Below are 17644 nucleotides of genomic sequence, written 5' to 3' on the forward strand. Positions count from 1 at the left end.
TCAGAACTGCCACGGGTACGGCGCCCAGTCGGGCTCGCGCTTCTCGAGGAACGCGTCGCGACCCTCGACGGCTTCGTCGGTGCCGTAGGCGAGTCGCGTGGCCTCCCCCGCGAACACCTGCTGGCCCACGAGCCCGTCGTCGACCGCGTTGAACGCGAACTTGAGCATGCGGATGGCCGTGGGCGACTTCGTCATGATCTCTCTCGCCCAGTCGTAGGCCGTGGCCTCGAGCTCGGCGTGCGGCACGACCGCGTTGACTGCTCCCGCCTCGAGGGCGCGCTGGGCGCTGTACTCCCGAGCGAGAAAGAAGACCTCGCGCGCGAACTTCTGCCCGACCTGGCGCGCGAAGTACGCGCTGCCGTAGCCGGCGTCGAACGAACCGACGTCGGCATCCGTCTGCTTGAAGCGCGCGTGTTCGTCGCTCGCGATCGTGAGGTCGCACACGACGTGCAGCGAGTGCCCGCCGCCGGCAGCCCAGCCGGGAACGACCGCGATGACGACTTTGGGCATGAACCGGATGAGCCGCTGCACCTCGAGGATGTGAAGTCTGCCGGTCGAGCTCGAGCCGTCGGCGTACTGGTAGCCGTCGCGCCCGCGGATGCGCTGATCGCCGCCCGAACAGAACGCCCAGCCGCCGTCTTTGGGGCTCGGCCCGTTGCCCGTGAGGAGCACGACACCGATGCGCGGGTTCTGGCGCGCGTGCTCGAGCGCGCGATAGAGCTCGTCGACCGTCTGCGGGCGGAACGCGTTGCGCACCTCGGGCCTGTTGAAGGCGACGCGCGCGACCCGGCCGGCGACGTCGTGGTGGTAGGTGATGTCGGTGAGGGAGTCGAACCCGTCGACGGGTCTCCAGACATCCGCGTCGAAAATCTCGGAAACCGTGCTCATGTGCCCAGTGTATGAGGGGCGACGAGAGCCCAGGATGCGCGCGTGCGGCGTCAGCCCGAGAGCGCGCCGAGCACGGCGACCGAGACGAGCGGGTTCGCCGCGAGACTCGCGATCGCCCCCGTGACCCCGAGGGCGCGGCCGCGGCCGGTGATCGCCGCGACGACGCCGGCGACGAACGACGCCGCGGTCACGGCGATGAGGATGATCGCGAGGATCGTTCCGGCGAGGTATCCACCCGACGAGGCGATCGAGATCGCGACGGCCTGGCCGACGAACGCGAGCACAGCGGTTGCGAGCGACGCGAACCCGAGCCACCCACGCCAGGCGGGGCGAGGAGGCGAGGCGATGGGGGTCGGCGTGGTCGGCGGCGCGGTCGCGGGCGCATCACCGACCGGCACACCTCCGACCGGCTCCTCGGAGCGGGGCGAAGGCACAGACTCGGTCGCAGCCACGCTCGCGAGTTTATCGCGCGAGTCACCGCGAACACGGGCGCGTCGCCCCACCGAGCGGCAGACTGGGGTCATGCTCCCCTCCCTGAGCGACATCGTCGCCACCGCGCGCGTCGTCGACCTGCCGCTGCGCCAGCGCTTTCGCGGGCTGACCTTCCGCGAGGCTCTCGTCTTCGAGGGGCCGCGCGGGTGGACCGAGTTCTCACCGTTCGTCGAGTACGACGACGTCGAGGCCGCGTCGTGGCTCTCCGCCGCGATCGACTTCGCGTGGGCAGCCGACCCCGCGCTCACGCGATCGACCGTGCGGGTCAACGCGACGGTGCCCGCGGTGGCCCCCGAGGCGGTGGCCGGCGTGCTCGACACGTTCGCGGGGTGCCGCACGGCCAAGGTCAAGGTCGCCGAACGGGGGCAGACCCTCGCCGACGATGTCGCCCGCGTCCGCGCCGTGCGCGACCACCTCGGCGTCGAGGGTCGCATCCGCATCGACGCGAACGGTCTGTGGAACGTCGACGAGGCCGAGCACGCGATCCACGCCCTCGCGGGGTTCGACATCGAATACGTCGAGCAACCGTGTGCGACGGTCGACGAGCTCGGCGAGATCCGGGAACGCGTGCGCTACATGGGCATCCCCATCGCGGCCGACGAGAGCGTGCGCAAGGCGAGCGACCCGTTGGAGGTCGCGCGACTGGGTGCCGTAGACATCCTCATCGTCAAGGCGCAACCTCTCGGCGGCGTGCGAGCGGCCCTCGCGATCGCGGCGAACACCGGGCTCCCCGTCGTCGTCTCGAGCGCACTCGACACGTCGATCGGTCTCTCGATGGGCGCCCACCTGGCGGCCGCCCTGCCCGAACTCGATTTCGACTGCGGGCTCGGCACGGCCGCCCTCCTCGCCGCGGATGTCACGAGCGAGCCTCTCCTCGCGGTCGACGGGCACATCGAGGTGAGGCGGGTCGAACCCGACGCCGCACTCCTCGACGAGTTCTCCGCCGACGCCGAGCGCACCGCGTGGTGGCTCGACCGAGTGGAGAGGTGCCACGCTCAGCTCGAGATCATGATGAGCCACGCGTGAGCGCAGGCGTGAGGCCTACTGCGGTGTGAGCCCGCTGTAGGAGTGCAGGCCCTCGAAGAAGAGGTTGACGATCGTGAAGTTGAAGATCACGGCACCGAAGCCGATGATCGCGAGCCACGCCGAACGCGAACCGCGCCAACCGCGAGTCGCGCGCGCGTGGATGTATCCCGCGAAGATCGTCCAGATGATGAAAGTCCAGACCTCCTTGGTGTCCCATCCCCAGTAGCGACCCCAGGCCCGCTCTGCCCAGATCGCTCCCGCGATGAGGGTGAAGGTCCAGAACACGAAGCCCACGACGTTGACGCGGTAGGCGAGGTTCTCGAGCGTCGCGGCACCGGGGAGTGTGCGCAGGAGGCGGAGTCCCGCACCCGCCGCGGCGGCACGGCGCGCTTGAAGCAGCTGAGCGATCGAGAGACCGGCTCCGAGCGCGAAGAACGAGGTGCCGAGCACGGCGACGAACACGTGGATGACGAGCCACGCCGACTGCAGGGCCGGGGGCAGAGGCTTGACGTCGACGTAGAAGTTGACGGCCCCGATACCCATCGCGATGACGACGAAGCCGGTGATGTACGCCCCGAGAAAACGCAGGTTCTGCCACAGCTGGATGCCGATGAAGACACCCACGATGATGGCTGTCGCGGTGAGGGAGAACTCGAACATGTTCGACCACGGCACGTAGCCCTGGGCGATGCCGCGCATGACCGTCGCAGCGACGTGGATGAGCCAGCCGAGGATCGTGAGGGCGAACGCGATGCGTTCGAATCGGTACGACACCGCCGATCGGGGCGCATCGACCTCGACCCGATCGAGAACCGCGGTGCCGCCGCGAGCGGCACTCGCCGACCCCGCCTCGGCCTCGACCGCCACGGGCGCTTGCGCCTTCGCCGACCGCTTCGCGAAGTCGAGCGTGAACATGATGAAGGCGATCGTGTAGACGCCCATCGCCGAATAGACGGCGACGAGGGAGAGGGAGACGAGCTGATCGGTCACGCGGTCAGTTTATGCCCGGTTTGCTGGGGCTCACCTGCTGGCCGTGACGCTCGGCGATGTCGTGCACGGCACGCTCGAGGCCCGGGTCGTCGCCGCGAGCGAGGCCAGCGTATTCGAGGGTGACCCCACCGTCGTCGCGCTCCATCGCCTTGACCCACACGCGGCGGCGAGGGATGAAGAGCGAGGTGAGCAGACCTGCGACCACGAGGATCGCGAACACGAGCACGAAGCCCTGGCTCGGGTCGCGATGGATGTCGAGGCTCGCGAACCGCGGAACCGAGTCGCTCAAGTCGCCGGCGGCGGCATCCGGGGCGGCGTTCTCGAACGTCACCGAGCCGAGGTCATCGGGGAGGTCGACGGTCTCACCGGGCCGGAGCTGAATGGACTCGGTGTCGGCGTTGCGCCCCGCGACCTCGGTGAGGTTGTCGGTGTTGAGCTCGTAGACCGATCGCGGCACCCCCGCGTCGAGCCCGAGGTCTCCCGTGAACACCTGCAGGCTGATCACGGGGTTGAGCAGGTCGGGGTAGTTCGAGGTGAGGGCGCCCGTGTCGAGGGTGGTCTGCGTGGGGTAGAGGAACCCGATCATGCCGAGCTGTTCGGGCACGGCATCGGGAACCTTGATGACCCCGAGCGAGGTGAGGTTGGAGTCTTGCGGGAGGAACGGCACCGCGTCGCTGAACGCGACCTCGCCGTCGCCGTCGCGCACGGTGATGATGGGGGCGTAGCCGTTGCCGAGCAGGAAGATGTCGTTTCCGCCGATGCGCAGAGGGTCGTTGACCTTGATCTCGGCTGGCACCTCGGTCTCGGTTCCGTCGTCGGAGGGCAGGTGCGCCGTGACACTCGCGGTGTAGTCGATGGGCATGCCGTAGGCGCCGAGGTCCTCTTGCTCGTAGACCGCGTCGAACTCGTCGAGGGTGAGCCGGTAGGGCTCGAGCACGCCGTCGTCGAAGAACCGACCGGGCAGGAACGACTCGTACGACAGCAGCACGTTGGCGAACGAGTCGCCCTCGACGATGACCTTCTGACCGCTGTATCCGAACCCACCCCCGATGCCGACCGAGATGAGCACTCCCACAAGAGCGCTGTGGAACACGAGGTTGCCCGTCTCGCGCATGTAGCCGCGCTCGGCACTCGCCGAGAGCTGCCCGCGCCCGTTGTCGAACAGGCGCACGCGGTATCCGCTGCGCTTGAGGATGCCGCGAGCCGACTCGACGGCCTCGGCCGCGGTCGTCTCGCCCGCCGCGACCTCTGAGGTCGTGAACCCCTCGAGCCGTTCGAGTCGCGCGGGAGTGCGCGGCGGCGGCGTGCGGAGGGCCTTGAGGTGGTGGAGCGTGCGCGGGATGACACACCCGATGAGCGAGATGAAGAGGAGGAGGTAGATGGCCGAGAACCACGCCGAGCTGTAGACGTCGAACGCCTGAAAGCTGTCGAGCACGGGGGCGAGGTCGGGGTTGTCGCGAAAGTACTGCAGCACGCCGTTGGGGTTCGACGACCGCTGCGGCACGAGCGACCCCGGCACGGCCGCGATGGCGAGGAGCAGGAGGAGGAAGAGCGCCGTGCGCATGCTCGTGAGCTGGCGCCAGAAGAAGCGCACGTATCCCGCGAAACCGAGCTGCGGTTGCGTGACGCCGTCACCCTTGCCACTCGCGGGGGGCGGGGTCGGGGAGTCGTAGTGATCAGATGGCCGGCTCAAACCCGAGGATCACCCCCGTGAGGTTCGACATGATCCACTGCCAGACGCCCGAGACCATGAGAATGCCGAGGAGGATGAGCATCGATCCCCCGACGATGTTGACCGTGCGGATGTTGCGCTTGAGCCAGGCGACCGAGCCCGTGACCCATCCGAACCCGAGCGCGACGAGCAGGAACGGGATGCCGAGGCCGAGGCTGTAGGCGATGCCGAGCAGAACGCCGCGACCGGCCGACCCGCTCGTGAGACTGAGGTTGAGGATCACGGCCAAGGTCGGGCCGATGCACGGCGCCCACCCGAGACCGAACACGATGCCGAGCAGGGGCGCCCCGCCGAGCCCTGTCGCGACCGTGAACGAGGGCTTGATCGTGCGCTGCAGGAAGGTGAACTGCCCGATGAAGACGAGGCCCATGACGATCACGATGACGCCCGCGATGCGCGTGATGAGGTCGACCCACTGCAGAAGGAGCAGCCCCGCGATCGAGAACGCGAGATTGAATCCGACGAAGACGACACTGAATCCGAGCACGAAGAGTGCGACGCCGAGCAGGAGACGCCTCCGGCTGCCGCGCTCGTCCGACCCCGCGAAGCCCCCGACGTACCCGAGATACCCGGGCACGAGGGGCAGAACGCACGGTGACGCGAACGACACGAGGCCCGCGAGCAGGGCGATGGGAAGTGCAAGGAGGAGGGTGCCGCCACCGACGATCTCGCCGATCGAGTCGATCACGCAGCATCCTCGGCGAGCACGTCGCGGATGATCGTGTCGAGGATCGACCGCTCCTGGAGCTGGCCGAGGATGCGAGCGGCGATGCGCCTCTCGCTGTCGAGAACGAACGTCGTCGGCACGGCTTGCGGCGAGATGTCGCCCGCGAAGGCGAGCCGCACGGTGCCGTCGGAGGCGTCGAGGAGCGAGGGGTAGGTGATGTCGTAGTTGCGGGCGAAGGCGAGAGACCGCTCGGCGCCGTCGTAGATGTTGACGCCGACGAACGAGGCGCCCTCGCCGTCGTACTGCTGCGAGAGGGCTTCGAGATCGGGCGCCTCGGCACGGCACGGCGCGCACGCGGCGTACCAGAAGTTGACGACGACGACGTCGCCGTCGAGGTCGCTCACGGCGAGCTCCTCGCCCGTGTCGGTCGTGCCCGCGAAGTCGATGGGCTCACCGCGGTCGTCCGGCGCGACCTCGAGGATGCCGTCGCCCGCGATGTAGCCCGAGTTGCCCCCGTCGAGGTAGTCCTCGGCGAGGGGATCGCTCGAGCACCCCGCGAGGATCGCCGCACCCACGAGGGCGAGCGCGATCGCCGCGTGACGACGCGGCCGCATCGCCACTACACCGCTCCCGTGTCGATGGCGCCGTCGAGCAGGTCTGCCGCGGGCTCCGCGTAGGCGACCTCGCGGTAGCGCGGGGCGCCGTCGACGGGCGACTCGACCCTCTCGAGGGTCGTGACGCTCGAGAGGGAGCACCGGCGCTGGCGCGGGTCGTGCCAGAGGTGCACCCCGGCCACCGCCCGCTGAACCATGACGATGGGCATCTGGTGGCTCACCATGACGACGTCGCCTGAGGGGGCCGCGCGCCAGGCCGAGTCGATCGCCGCGATCATCCGACTCGCGACGCTCGTGAAGGGCTCACCCCAGCTCGGACGGAACGGGTTGACGACCCACGGCCACGATCGGGGCTTCGTGAGGATGGCGGGGCCGAACTCGAACTTCTCGCCCTCGAACTTGTTGTGCGGCTCGATGAGACGATGGTCGGTCGTGACGCCGATGCCGAACGCGTCGACCCACGGTGCCGCAGACTCCTGGGCCCGGTGCAGGGGGCTCGCGTAGAGCGCCGTGACGGGCCGACCGGCGAGATGCGCGGCCGCGGCCGCGGCCATGCGCGTGCCCCGTTCCGACAGGTGATAGCCCGGAAGACGGCCATAGAGCACACCCTCGGGGTTGTGCACTTCGCCGTGCCGGACGAGGTGGATGAAGGAGGCTGCCACGGCCCCCAGTCTACGGTCGACCCCCCTGCCGGTTTGCCGAGAGCCGGGTGCGCGAGGGCGGAGCGCTAAACTCGTACCCCGTGACTACACGCACCCTGATCAGAGACCTTGCCGCTGCCGACGACGGACCCATCTCGGTGTCCGGATGGGTCGAAACCGTGCGTGATCAGAAGAAGGTGCAGTTCGTCGTTCTGCGCGACGAGTCGGGCGCGGTGCAACTCGTCAACCCGCGCACCGACGACAACACCGAGCTGTGCGACGTCATCTCGGGTCTCAGCCAGGGCACGTTCCTCACGGCCGCGGGCGAGCTCAAGCACGACGAGCGCGTGAAGCTCGGCGGCGTCGAGATCAAGCTCGCGCCGACCGACTCCCTCACGATCGCCGCTCACGCGATCGCCGAGACGCCCATCGCCGACGACTCGGGAATCGACAAGCGCATGGACTGGCGCTTCCTCGACTTGCGCGTGCCCCGCAACTCCCTCATCTTCAAGGTGCAGACGACGTTCGAGCACGCGATGCGCACGTGGTGGATCGACAACGACTTCGTCGAGCTGCACACCCCCAAGCTCATGGCGAGCGCGAGCGAGTCGAAAGCGGAGCTCTTCGAGGTCGGCTACTTCGAGACCAAGGCCTACCTCGCGCAGAGCCCCCAGTTCTTCAAGCAGATGGCGCAATCGGCCGGACTCGGCCGCATCTTCGAGATCGGCCCGGCGTTCCGTGCCGACCCGAGCTTCACGAGCCGCCACGCGACCGAGTTCACGAGCGTCGACGCCGAGATCAGTTGGATCGACAGCCACGAAGACGTCATGCGCATGCACGAGTCGCTTCTCGTCGCGGGTCTCACCGCGATCAAGGAGAAGCACGGCGACGCGATACTCGAGCAGTTCGGTATCGACGTCGTCGTGCCGAGCACGCCGTTCCCCCGCATCCCGCTCGCCGAGGCGAAGCGCATCGTCGCCGAGCGCGGCTACGAGGTGCCGCGCGCCGACGACGACATGGACCCGGAGGGCGAGCGCCAGATCTCGGCCTACGTGAAGGAGGTGTTCGGCCACGAGTTCGTCTTCCTGACCGACTACGCCTCGAGCATCCGGCCGTTCTACCACATGCGTCACGCGGATGACGCGGGGCTCACGAACAGCTACGACCTCATCTTCAACGGCGTCGAGATCTCGACCGGGGCGCAGCGCGAGCACCGCATCGAGGTTCTCGAGCAACAGGCCCGCGACAAGGGGATGGACCCGGAGGAGCTCGACTTCTACCTGGACTTCTTCCGCTACGGCGTTCCGCCGCACGGGGGGTTCGGCATGGGCCTCTCGCGCGCGCTCATGCTGCTGCTCGGCCTGCCCAACCTGCGCGAGGCCACCTATCTGTTCCGCGGACCGACGCGGCTCCTGCCCTAGACGGCACAGCACGCAGCACACACGACAGCAGCGCCCGGGCTCGGCCCGGGCGCTGCTGTCGTCAATGCGGCTGATCAGGCCGGCGGCTCGTCCTTGCCCGACTCCTCGAGGTCGTCGGCTTCTTCCTTGGTCGCGTGGATCGCACCCTCGGCGTGCTCAGGCGGACCGTAGACCGTGTAGAGCACGAGCGGGTTCGGCCCCGTGTTGACGAAGTTGTGGTGCAGGCCCGCGGGCACGACGACGAGGTCGCCCGCCTGGATCTTGCGCGTGTTGCCCGAGACGGTCGATTCGCCGACGCCGCTCACGATCGTGAGGATCTGGTCGGTGTCGGGGTGCGTCTCGGCACCGATCTCGCCGTCGACGGGGATGGTCATGATGACGAGCTGGGTGTACTCGCCCGTCCACAGCACGCGTCGGAAATCGGCGCTCTTCTCTGCTTCGGTGGCGATGGCGAAATGGACGATTCCGGTCATTGATGTCTCCTCGGATGGTCGTGCGGTCCCCTGGACCGTACACCGGGGGCCGCGCCGGTCGCGCCCCCCTTGCGGCTGGTACCGTGACGACCATGAACACGGATGCCGCCTCCCTCGCCCGCTCCGCCGCCGTCGATGCCGGCGAAGACCTCCTCGCGAGACTCCGCACCCACATCGACGAGGTCGCGGGCGGCTCCGACGCCGGAGAGGTCTCGGAGGAGACCGACAGCGCACTCTGGGACGCCGTCGCGGCCTACGGCGATGCACTCGACGTTCTCTACGGCGATGACGATGACGACGACGAGCCCGACGACGACGAGCCCGACGACCTGACCTTCACCGTGCGCACGCGCTACGACTACACGGTCGTCGACGAGAAGGCGTTCCTCGCGGCGGGCACCGGTCTCGGCGGCGCCGTGCACGCGCTCCTCGAGCGGGCGGGGGGCAAGCCGATCCCCGCCCTCGAGGTCGCGTCGCTCGAGACCGGGAGCGGCCTCATCACGGTGCACCTCAATCGTGAGCCGCTCACATCCGACGACTTCTCCGATGCCGACGAGTCGACCGACCTGCTGCTCGTCGACCCCGACGAGTCGCTGCAGTTCGTGCTCGACGAGCCCGTCTACGGCTCGCGCGCCGAGGCTGAAGCCGCAGCCCGCAGGCACTCGGGAGACTGACGCGCCGGGCGGCGCACTCAGCAGCGCATCGGCACCCGGACGATCAGACGAGGATGTCGATCGCCGACCGCTCCGACACGCGCGGCTTGACGATCTCGACGACCCGCTGGTGCTCGGGGTGCGGTCCGTAGACGCGCAACGCGGCCTCGTCGGCGAAGTCGATGACGAGCACGAGGTCCCAGTTGCCGTCGATGTCGATGGCGTTCGTCGACACGGTGAGGCTTGAGATCTCGGGGATGAGCGATACGAGGCCGTTGAGCTCCGACGAGATGACCGAGGCGTCTTCGGCCCGCTGGGCGGGATCGGTGGCGGCGAGCTTCCAGCAGATGATGTGGCGGATCATTCAGGCCTCCAAGAGGGCGGTCGTCAAGCGGGCGGAATCGACCCGCCAGTAGGTGTGCACGCGGTCGTCGATGAGGATCACGGGCACCTGGTCACTGTAGGCCGCGGTGAGGTCTGCGTCGCCGTCGATCGACTTCTCGACGACGCGGATGTCGCGGTCGGGGTCGCGCTCCGCCACACCGTCGACGACGAGCGTGACGATCTCGCGCGCCGTGTCGCACAGGTGGCACCCCGGTCGCGTGAGCAGGGTGAGGGTGACGGAAGACACGCCACCAGCCTAAGCACCGCGTAGCGCCGCGTCGCACCGGTCGTCCAGTCGTGCGGTCGTCCATGGACCGCTCGGCTCGGTCTGCTTAGACTTGGCCGCCATGCCCGACGACGATGCACGCCTCGACACCGACCCCGACGGCCCCGGGGATGCGCCCGTCGTCGCCTTCTTCGACGTCGACAACACTCTCCTCCGCGGCGCGAGCGTCTACCACCTCGGGCGCGGAGCGCGCCGCCGCGGCGTTCTCACTCTGCGCGACATCATCCGGTTCGCGTGGCACCAGGCCCGCTTCACGGCCGTGGGAGAGAACGGGCGCCACATGATCGGGGCGCGGGCGCGGGCACTCCAACTCATCGAGGGCCACACGGAGGACGTGCTCGAGTCGATCGCCGACGAGGTCTACGACGACTTCATCGCTCCGAGGTTGTGGCCCGAAACCGTCGAACTGACCCGGGAGCACTTGCGCAAGGGCCACGAGGTGTGGCTCATCACCGCGACGCCCGTCGAGGTCGCCGACGTCATCGCGAAGCGACTCGGACTGACGGGGGCGATCGGAACGAGGCTCGAGAGCGTCGACGGCGTCTACACGGGCCAGCTCGAGGGACCGCTCATGCACGGTCCGCACAAAGCGGTCGCTGCTGAAGCGCAAGCGCTCGAGTTCGGCGCCGACCTCGAGGCCTGCTGGGCGTACTCCGACTCCATCAACGACGTTCCGCTTCTCGCCCTCGTCGGCAACCGCGTGGTCGTGAACCCCGACGCTCGGCTCGCCAAGCACGCGAGGGCGAACGGCTGGTCGTCGCTCGAGCTCAAGCCCGCGAGCATCCGTGCCTTCCGCCGCAAGGTGCGGCGTGAGGCGCGCGAGGTCAAGCGAGGCGGCTAGACCGCCGGCGGCGCGACAAAAAGCGCCGCCCCTCGGGGCCGGCGCTTCTGTCGTGCGAAGTAGGGTCTACTTCTTGTTGCGACGCTGGTGACGCGTCTTGCGCAGCAGCTTGCGGTGCTTCTTCTTCGCCATCCGCTTGCGACGCTTCTTGATTACGGAACCCATAGTTACCTCACTGATTCTTGAACGGGTGACCGGGTCCGTTCAGAACCTCGGAAAATTGCCTCGGAGCAGTCTACTCCCTCGACCCGGGGCGTGTGTGCCGGGTCGCATCAGGGGGTGGCAGCGCCGTCTCAGCCGGCTTCCGTGTCGGCGACGTGCGACTGGATGGCGGCGACGACCGCAGACTCGGGCACGCGGAACGAGCGTCCGAAACGGATGGCGGGGAGCTCCCCCGAGTGCACGAGACGGTAAACCGTCATCTTCGAGACGCGCATCATGTCGGCTACCTCGGCGACCGTGAGAAATCGCACTCCCGAGAGATCGTCCGACATCGCTTCCGCCTTCGTGAGGGCCCGCTGTGACTGTTGTGGCGGGAGTGCTGAATCGTAACGTTAGGGGCTCGAGTGACCCGCGCGCAATAGCGGTGCACCATGCGGGCCGCCGCGGGGTGCGAGACCGCGGAGCCCGTCGCTACTTGTAGGTGCTCTGGCCGAGCGCCTTGCGGATCGGCCGGATGACGCGGGCCTGCACTTCGGCGCTCGCATCCTCGAACGCGTGCCGGGCCTGGAACGAGGCGTCGGCCATCTTGCGACCGATCGACGCACCCTTCTCGTTGGTGTGCTGGAGCGACTCGGCGGCTCGACGGAGCGGCGCGGGGACTCCGGCGCCCGACCACGCCGCGAAGACCGCGGCTCCGCCGTCACCGTTCGCATCGAATGCGGAGCTCAGAAACGGCACGAGCCAGTCTTCGACCTGAGCGAGCGGTGCCGAGTCGACGCTGTAGTAGCGGTGCTGCCCCTCCTCGCGCACGCGAACGAGGTGGTTGTCGCGCAACACCCTCAGGTGCTTCGACACCGTCGGCTGGCTCAGACCGAGCTTCTCGACGAGCTCGCCCACACTCAGTTCACCGCTGCCGGACTCGGCGGCGAGGTGACGATCGAGCAGAGCACCGAGCAGATCGCGGCGGGTCTGGTCAGCGATCACGTCGAAGATGTCGGCCATGACCATAGATTACCGGGCAGCTCGCGGGTAGTACCATGACAACGCTCCGCGAGGAAAGGGCAGGTGTGGCCAGCAAACCCGCTCGGCGATTCGAAGCACACGGCGAGCGCCGGAGCTTTCTGAGCCGCATTCGCGACGTCACCGACTTCTTGGTCGCGTCGAGCCCCGCGCGATTCGCGATCCTCATCTTCACGGCCCTGATCCTCGGGCTCACAGTCATTCTGGCGTTGCCCATCGCCTCGCGCGACGGCAACGGCGTGCCGTTCGTCGACGCCCTCTTCACCGCCGTGTCTGCCATCTGCGTGACAGGGCTCACTACGGTCAACATGGCGACCCAGTGGTCCACCTTCGGAAACGTGGCCATTCTCATCGGGTTGCAGGTCGGAGGCGTCGGCGTGCTGACCCTCGCGAGCATCCTCGGCCTCGCCGTGTCCCGACGGCTCGGCCTCCGGCAGAAACTCATGGCCGCGAGTGACACGAACCCCTCCCGCATCCACGTCGGCCCGGTCGCCGAATCGCAGGCCATCCGCCTCGGTGACATCGGCAGTCTGCTCGCGACCGTCGCAATCAGCGTCGCCATCATCGAACTCACCCTCACCGCGATCATCGTTCCGCGACTGCTCGTGGCGGGGTTCGACCCGTGGGCCGCCACCTGGCAGGGGTTCTACTTCGCGGCATCCGCCTTCACCAACACCGGATTCGTTCCGACGATCGAGGGGCTCTCGCAGTTCGAGACCGACCCGTGGATGCTCTCGGCGATCGCGGTCGGGGTTTTCCTCGGAAGCCTCGGATTTCCGGTCATCTTCGCGCTCGCACGGTTCTGGAAGCGTCGAACCCGCCTCTCTGTGCACGTGAAACTCACCCTCGTGACGACCTTCATTCTCTTCGTCCTCGGCACCCTCGCCATCCTCGTTCTCGAGTGGGGCAACCCGCGCACCCTGGGGGGTCAAGACGACATCGTGAGGCCGATGACCGCGGCGTTCCTCTCCATCATGACGCGATCGGGGGGCTTCTCGACGATCGACATCAGCGAGATGAGCGGGTCGACCCTCCTCGCGATGGACATGCTCATGTTCGTGGGAGGCGGTTCCGCTTCCACGGCGGGAGGCATCAAGGTCACGACACTCGCGGTGCTCTTTCTCGCCGCTCTCGCCGAGGCGAAGGGCGACAACGACATGCAGGCCTTCGACCGCCGCATCCCGACCGATGTATTGCGGCTCGCCATCAGCATCACGCTGTGGGGTGCGACCATCGTCGCGGCCTCATCCATCGCCATCCTGCGCGTCACCGAGGCGCCCCTCGGGCTCGTTCTCTTCGATGTCATCTCGGCGTTCGCGACATGCGGGCTCAGCACCGGGCTCACCGAATCGCTGCCCGACTCGGGCAAGTACATTCTCGCGGCGACGATGTGGGCGGGGCGGGTTGGTACAGTGACGCTGGCCGCGGCACTCGCCGCCAGTCAACGCCGTCAGCTGTTCAGGAGAGCAGAAGAGAGGCCGATCGTTGGTTGATCGCATTCCCCACAACGCTCCCGTGCTCGTCATCGGCCTCGGGCGCTTCGGCGCAGCCGCGGCGGGACAGCTCGATCGCCTCGATCGCGAGGTGCTCGCCGTCGACGAGCACGCCGGGCTCGTGCAGAAGTGGTCGGAGCGCGTCACCCACGCGGTGCAAGCGGATGCGCGCAGCATCGACGCCCTGCGCCAGATCGGCGCTCAGGACTTCTCGGTCGCCGTCGTCGCAGTCGGATCGTCGATCGAGGCGAGTGTGCTCATCACCGCCAACCTCGTCGACCTCAAGGTCCCCCAGATCTGGGCGAAAGCCATCAGCCAGTCGCACGGCAAGATCCTCGCGCGCATCGGCGCCAACCACGTGATCTACCCCGAGGCGGAGGCCGGCACGCGCGTCGCGCACCTCGTGTCGGGTCGCATGCTCGACTTCATCGAGTTCGACGACGCGTTCGCGCTCGTGAAGATGTATCCGCCGAAACCCATCCGTGGCATCACGCTCGCCGAGTCGGGCGTGCGCCGCAAGTACGGCATCACCGTCGTCGGTGTCAAAGCACCGGGCAAGGATTTCACCTACGCGACGCCCGAGACGGTGATCTCCAACCACGACCTCATCATCGTGAGCGGCAACTCCCTCGACATCGAGAAGTTCGCGGCGATCTCGACCTAGCGCAAAGGTCGAGGGTGGCGGGCACTTCCCCGCGCTCTACCCCTTCGAGAGCTCGACAGCGCGCGCGAGCGCCGCGGCAGTCGCGCGGTCGAACACGTCGGCGAGGTCGGCCGTCTCGAGCACGGCGATCGCGCGCTCGGTCGTTCCGTTCGGGCTTGTCACGCGACGCCGCAGTTCGTCGGCGGGCTCCCCCGACCGCGCGAGCAGTTCCGACGCGCCCCGGAAGGTTCCGACGACCATCGTGTCGGCCTGTTCCCTCGTGAATCCGAGACCGACCGCGGCCCTCGTGAGCTGCTCGACGAGAAAGAAGACGTAGGCGGGCCCCGACCCCGAGATCGTGCTGAGCGCGTCGATCTGCGTCTCGGGAACGGGAACGACGCTCCCGACGGTCTCGAACAGTCGCGTGACGACGGCGATGTCGTCGTCGCTCGATCGCGTGCCCCCGCTCAGACCCGTGACACCGAGGCCGATCGTCGACGGGGTGTTGGGCATCGCCCGGAGAACGGACCCCGTGACGACCGCCTCCATCGTCTCGATCGCCACGCCCGCCGCGACGCTCACGACGACGGCGTCGGGTTCGAGGTGGGGGGCGATCTCCGAGAGCAGCTCGGCGACCATGTGCGGTTTGACGCCGACGATCACGATGCGCGCCCCGCGCACGGCCCGGATGTTCGCGTCGGCGACCGTCTCCGTCGCGAGACTCTCGACACCCGGAGCACGCACCGCGGCGGCTTTCGCCTCGGTGCGGTTGGTCACGCGGATGCCGCCGCTCACCGTCACGCTCGGTGCGAGCATCCCCGCGAGGATGGCGCCGCCCATCGACCCGGCCCCGAGGATGGCGGTGGTCGGCAGGGTCGTGGAGGGGCTCGTCGTCATTCCCCCATCCTGCCCGCCCGCCCGGCGCGCGCGGCCTCCGGCGCCCCGAGCACGCGGTCATAAGATGAACCGCATGAGCGCATCGGGTGGAAACAAGGCGATCATCGCGGCACTGCTCGCGAACCTCGGCATCGCGGTGACGAAGTTCGTGGCGTGGGCGTTCTCGGGGTCGAGCTCGATGCTCGCCGAGGGCGTGCACTCCCTCGCCGACTCGGGCAATCAGGTGCTGCTCTTGCGTGGCGGTGTGCGAGCCAAGCGACTCGCGACGCCCGAGCACCCGTTCGGTTTCGGCCGGGAGCGCTACGTCTACGCCTTCGTGGTGTCGATCATCCTCTTCAGCGTCGGCGGCATGTTCTCGATCTACGAGGGCATCGAGAAGATCGGCAACCCGCACCCGCTCGAGAACGCGTGGATTCCGATCGTCGTCTTGGCCGTCGCGATGGTGCTCGAGTCGTTCTCACTGCGCACCGCGGTGCGCGAGTCGAACCGCGTGCGGGGCACGCAGAGTTGGACGCAGTTCATCCGCCGATCGAAGGCGCCGGAGCTGCCCGTCGTTCTGCTCGAAGACGTCGCGGCGCTCTTCGGCCTCGTCTTCGCCCTCGCGGGGGTCGGGCTCACGATCGTCACGGGCAACGGTGTCTTCGACGGTCTCGGCACGCTCGCGATCGGCGTGCTGCTCATCGTCGTGGCGATCGCGCTCGGCATCGAGACCAAAAGTCTCCTCGTGGGGGAGGGCGCGACCCCCGAAGACGTGAAGATGATCCGCGACGCGATCCAGTCGTCCGACGACGTCGAGTCCGTCATCCACATGAAAACCCTCTACCTCGGTCCCGAGGAGATGCTCGTCGCCGTGAAGGTCGCGTTCGCGGGCAAGGAGAGACTGTCGGATGTCGCGGCCGCCATCAACACGGTCGAAGCGCGCATCCGCGAGGCGGTTCCCGTCGCGCGAGTGATCTACATCGAGCCGGATATCTACGTTCCGCCACGCGGTGCCTACCCCCCGACCGACGCGATCGTCATCAAGGCGGCAGACTGAGGCGTCATGACCACCTCTCTTCGCGACGGCAAAGCCGCACTCGTCGTCCACCACTCCCCGAACGTCGATCTCGGCAGTCTCGACGAGCCCCTCCTCGAGCGCGGCTGGACGATCGAGACCGTGGACGCGCGGGAGCTCACGGCGAGCGCGGTCGGAGCCGCCGACCTCGTGGTCGTCTTGGGCGGCACGATGGGCGCGTACGAGGTCGACGAGCATCCGTTCTTGGCCGGCGAACTCGAGGCGCTCCGTGATCGGCTGCAGTCGGAGAAGCCCACGTTCGGCATCTGCCTGGGCGCACAGCTCATGGCCGAGGCGCTCGGGTCACGCGCGAGCAAAGGCAAGGCGACCGTCATCGGGTTCCGCGACGTTCAGCTGACCGACGCCGGTCGAGACTCCCCGCTGCGACACTTCGACGGCGTTCCCGTGATGCAGTGGCACGGTGACAGCTTCCGCCTCCCCGCCGGGGCGACGCGCCTCGCGAGCTCGGCCGACTACAGCAACGAGGGCTACCGCATGGGGGACTTCGCTCTCGCGGTGCAGTTCCACCCCGAGGTCACGGACGACATGCTCGAGCACTGGATCGCCTCGAGTGGAGCCGAACTCGCTGCCGAAGAGATCGACCCCGCAGACATCCGCGAGCAGTGCGTGAGGCTCGGCGCCCAGATGACGGATGCCGGTCGCGCGATGTTCGGCGAATGGCTCGACCGCCTCTGACCGCCGTGCGCCCGCGTCGGGGCCGTGGGGCGGCGGGGCGCGGGGCGCTGCCGCCGGTCAGCGCCTCGCGGCGAAGAACTCCCTGAGCACGGTACCGCACTCCGCCTCGAGCACGCCCGCGACGACTTCGGCCCGGTGGTGCAGTCGCCGGTCGCGCAGCACGTCGTAGACGCTCCCGGCCGCTCCGGCCTTGTCGTCCCACGCCCCGAACACGACTCGGGGAACCCGGGCGGCGAGGATGGCGCCGGCGCACATGACGCACGGCTCGAGGGTCACGACGAGTGTTGTGCCCGGCAACTGCCAGTCGCCGGTCGCCGCGGCAGCCTCGCGGAGCGCGAGGATCTCGGCGTGCGCCGTCGGATCTCGGCGCAGCTCCTTCTCGTTGCGCCCCCGGCCGAGGATCGTGCCGTCGGCCGCGTAGACGAGGGCCGAGACGGGAACGTCGCCCGTCTCGACGGCGAGACGCGCATCGGCGAGGGCGGCGCGCATCCACTCGTCGTATTCGGCCACCGTGCGCCCTCCGGTCTCGTCGGGTGGGGCACACGACATGCGAGCGCCCCCGATAGATTGA

23 protein-coding genes are annotated in these 17644 nt (G+C 68.4%); 8 read left to right on the forward strand and 15 right to left on the reverse strand.

Annotated elements, in window-relative coordinates:
• Together ACLHIH_RS08895 and ACLHIH_RS08900 are read right to left on the reverse strand one after the other, a co-directional pair.
• Positions 1-888: a 1,4-dihydroxy-2-naphthoyl-CoA synthase gene (locus ACLHIH_RS08895; protein WP_411316437.1), complete on the reverse strand. Its 888-nt coding sequence runs from the start codon at positions 886-888 to the stop codon at positions 1-3.
• Between the two features lie 50 nt (positions 889-938).
• Positions 939-1340: a hypothetical protein gene (locus ACLHIH_RS08900; RefSeq protein ID WP_411316438.1), complete on the reverse strand. Its 402-nt coding sequence runs from the start codon at positions 1338-1340 to the stop codon at positions 939-941.
• A 70-nt stretch (positions 1341-1410) separates the two neighbouring features.
• Here ACLHIH_RS08900 and ACLHIH_RS08905 point away from each other — a divergent pair, with 70 nt between their 5' ends.
• Positions 1411-2406, forward strand: a complete 996-nt coding sequence (locus ACLHIH_RS08905; protein WP_411316439.1) for an o-succinylbenzoate synthase — start codon at positions 1411-1413, stop codon at positions 2404-2406.
• 15 nt (positions 2407-2421) lie between these two features.
• On the opposite strand, the gene ccsB is transcribed toward ACLHIH_RS08905, so the two are convergent.
• Genes ccsB through ACLHIH_RS08930 form a run of 5 tightly spaced genes read right to left on the reverse strand, consistent with a single transcriptional unit; the run spans position 2422 to position 7071 of the window.
• Entirely contained in the window at positions 2422-3396 is a 975-nt protein-coding gene (gene ccsB, locus ACLHIH_RS08910; RefSeq protein ID WP_411316441.1) for a c-type cytochrome biogenesis protein CcsB, read from the reverse strand.
• A 4-nt stretch (positions 3397-3400) separates the two neighbouring features.
• On the reverse strand, positions 3401-5089 hold the full coding sequence (locus ACLHIH_RS08915) for a cytochrome c biogenesis protein ResB (RefSeq protein WP_411316442.1): 1689 nt from the start codon (positions 5087-5089) through the stop codon (positions 3401-3403).
• Positions 5073-5813 carry a cytochrome c biogenesis CcdA family protein gene (locus tag ACLHIH_RS08920; RefSeq protein WP_411317268.1) on the reverse strand — a complete coding sequence of 247 codons (741 nt, stop codon included), beginning with the start codon at positions 5811-5813 and terminating at the stop codon, positions 5073-5075. The genes ACLHIH_RS08915 and ACLHIH_RS08920 overlap by 17 nt, the downstream gene beginning before the upstream one ends.
• On the reverse strand, positions 5813-6409 hold the full coding sequence (locus ACLHIH_RS08925; protein WP_411317269.1) for a TlpA family protein disulfide reductase: 597 nt from the start codon (positions 6407-6409) through the stop codon (positions 5813-5815). Before ACLHIH_RS08925 ends, ACLHIH_RS08920 begins: the two co-directional genes overlap by 1 nt.
• Positions 6410-6414: 5 nt before the next feature.
• Positions 6415-7071 carry a histidine phosphatase family protein gene (locus ACLHIH_RS08930; RefSeq protein WP_411316443.1) on the reverse strand — a complete coding sequence of 219 codons (657 nt, stop codon included), beginning with the start codon at positions 7069-7071 and terminating at the stop codon, positions 6415-6417.
• A gap of 80 nt (positions 7072-7151) precedes the next feature.
• On the opposite strand from ACLHIH_RS08930, the gene aspS reads away from it, so the two are divergent.
• Positions 7152-8471: an aspartate--tRNA(Asn) ligase gene (gene aspS / locus ACLHIH_RS08935; RefSeq protein ID WP_411316444.1), complete on the forward strand. Its 1320-nt coding sequence runs from the start codon at positions 7152-7154 to the stop codon at positions 8469-8471.
• Positions 8472-8545: 74 nt separating this feature from the next.
• Here the strand turns inward: aspS and ACLHIH_RS08940 are convergent, their stop codons facing one another.
• Complete coding sequence (locus ACLHIH_RS08940; RefSeq protein WP_411316445.1) at positions 8546-8944, reverse strand: cupin domain-containing protein; 399 nt, start codon at positions 8942-8944, stop codon at positions 8546-8548.
• Positions 8945-9027: 83 nt separating this feature from the next.
• On the opposite strand from ACLHIH_RS08940, the gene ACLHIH_RS08945 reads away from it, so the two are divergent.
• Positions 9028-9618: a hypothetical protein gene (locus ACLHIH_RS08945; RefSeq protein ID WP_411316446.1), complete on the forward strand. Its 591-nt coding sequence runs from the start codon at positions 9028-9030 to the stop codon at positions 9616-9618.
• A 43-nt stretch (positions 9619-9661) separates the two neighbouring features.
• Here ACLHIH_RS08945 and ACLHIH_RS08950 read toward each other — a convergent pair whose 3' ends face one another.
• Together ACLHIH_RS08950 and ACLHIH_RS08955 are read right to left on the reverse strand one after the other, a co-directional pair.
• The gene (locus ACLHIH_RS08950; protein ID WP_411316447.1) at positions 9662-9961 is read right to left on the reverse strand and encodes a Dabb family protein; all 300 of its coding nucleotides are present in this window, start codon (positions 9959-9961) and stop codon (positions 9662-9664) included.
• Positions 9962-10228 carry a glutaredoxin family protein gene (locus ACLHIH_RS08955; RefSeq protein WP_411316448.1) on the reverse strand — a complete coding sequence of 89 codons (267 nt, stop codon included), beginning with the start codon at positions 10226-10228 and terminating at the stop codon, positions 9962-9964. It lies immediately after the preceding gene.
• A gap of 100 nt (positions 10229-10328) precedes the next feature.
• On the opposite strand from ACLHIH_RS08955, the gene ACLHIH_RS08960 reads away from it, so the two are divergent.
• Positions 10329-11108: an HAD family hydrolase gene (locus tag ACLHIH_RS08960; protein WP_411316449.1), complete on the forward strand. Its 780-nt coding sequence runs from the start codon at positions 10329-10331 to the stop codon at positions 11106-11108.
• Between the two features lie 66 nt (positions 11109-11174).
• Here ACLHIH_RS08960 and ACLHIH_RS08965 read toward each other — a convergent pair whose 3' ends face one another.
• The 3 genes from ACLHIH_RS08965 to ACLHIH_RS08975 all read right to left on the reverse strand — a co-directional run bounded on the left by ACLHIH_RS08965 (position 11175) and on the right by ACLHIH_RS08975 (position 12272).
• Complete coding sequence (locus ACLHIH_RS08965) at positions 11175-11273, reverse strand: 30S ribosomal protein bS22 (protein WP_003792170.1); 99 nt, start codon at positions 11271-11273, stop codon at positions 11175-11177.
• 128 nt (positions 11274-11401) lie between these two features.
• Positions 11402-11602 (reverse strand): helix-turn-helix domain-containing protein, encoded by a 201-nt coding sequence (locus tag ACLHIH_RS08970; RefSeq protein ID WP_411316450.1) that lies wholly within the window; start codon positions 11600-11602, stop codon positions 11402-11404.
• 139 nt (positions 11603-11741) lie between these two features.
• On the reverse strand, positions 11742-12272 hold the full coding sequence (locus ACLHIH_RS08975) for an ArsR/SmtB family transcription factor (RefSeq protein WP_411316451.1): 531 nt from the start codon (positions 12270-12272) through the stop codon (positions 11742-11744).
• Positions 12273-12421: 149 nt separating this feature from the next.
• On the opposite strand from ACLHIH_RS08975, the gene ACLHIH_RS08980 reads away from it, so the two are divergent.
• Together ACLHIH_RS08980 and ACLHIH_RS08985 are read left to right on the forward strand one after the other, a co-directional pair.
• Positions 12422-13783 (forward strand): TrkH family potassium uptake protein, encoded by a 1362-nt coding sequence (locus ACLHIH_RS08980; protein ID WP_411317270.1) that lies wholly within the window; start codon positions 12422-12424, stop codon positions 13781-13783.
• Positions 13776-14447, forward strand: a complete 672-nt coding sequence (locus tag ACLHIH_RS08985) for a potassium channel family protein (protein WP_411316452.1) — start codon at positions 13776-13778, stop codon at positions 14445-14447. Before ACLHIH_RS08980 ends, ACLHIH_RS08985 begins: the two co-directional genes overlap by 8 nt.
• A gap of 36 nt (positions 14448-14483) precedes the next feature.
• Here ACLHIH_RS08985 and proC read toward each other — a convergent pair whose 3' ends face one another.
• Positions 14484-15323 (reverse strand): pyrroline-5-carboxylate reductase, encoded by an 840-nt coding sequence (proC, locus tag ACLHIH_RS08990; RefSeq protein WP_411316453.1) that lies wholly within the window; start codon positions 15321-15323, stop codon positions 14484-14486.
• Positions 15324-15396: 73 nt separating this feature from the next.
• On the opposite strand from proC, the gene ACLHIH_RS08995 reads away from it, so the two are divergent.
• Together ACLHIH_RS08995 and ACLHIH_RS09000 are read left to right on the forward strand one after the other, a co-directional pair.
• Positions 15397-16359: a cation diffusion facilitator family transporter gene (locus tag ACLHIH_RS08995; RefSeq protein ID WP_411316454.1), complete on the forward strand. Its 963-nt coding sequence runs from the start codon at positions 15397-15399 to the stop codon at positions 16357-16359.
• A 6-nt stretch (positions 16360-16365) separates the two neighbouring features.
• Positions 16366-17073 (forward strand): glutamine amidotransferase-related protein, encoded by a 708-nt coding sequence (locus tag ACLHIH_RS09000; RefSeq protein ID WP_411316455.1) that lies wholly within the window; start codon positions 16366-16368, stop codon positions 17071-17073.
• Positions 17074-17130: 57 nt separating this feature from the next.
• On the opposite strand, the gene tadA is transcribed toward ACLHIH_RS09000, so the two are convergent.
• On the reverse strand, positions 17131-17622 hold the full coding sequence (tadA, locus tag ACLHIH_RS09005; RefSeq protein WP_411316456.1) for a tRNA adenosine(34) deaminase TadA: 492 nt from the start codon (positions 17620-17622) through the stop codon (positions 17131-17133).
• Between the last annotated feature and the right edge of the window lie 22 nt (positions 17623-17644).

This window comes from Marisediminicola sp. LYQ134 (genome assembly GCF_046599635.1).
GTDB lineage: Bacteria > Actinomycetota > Actinomycetes > Actinomycetales > Microbacteriaceae > Marisediminicola.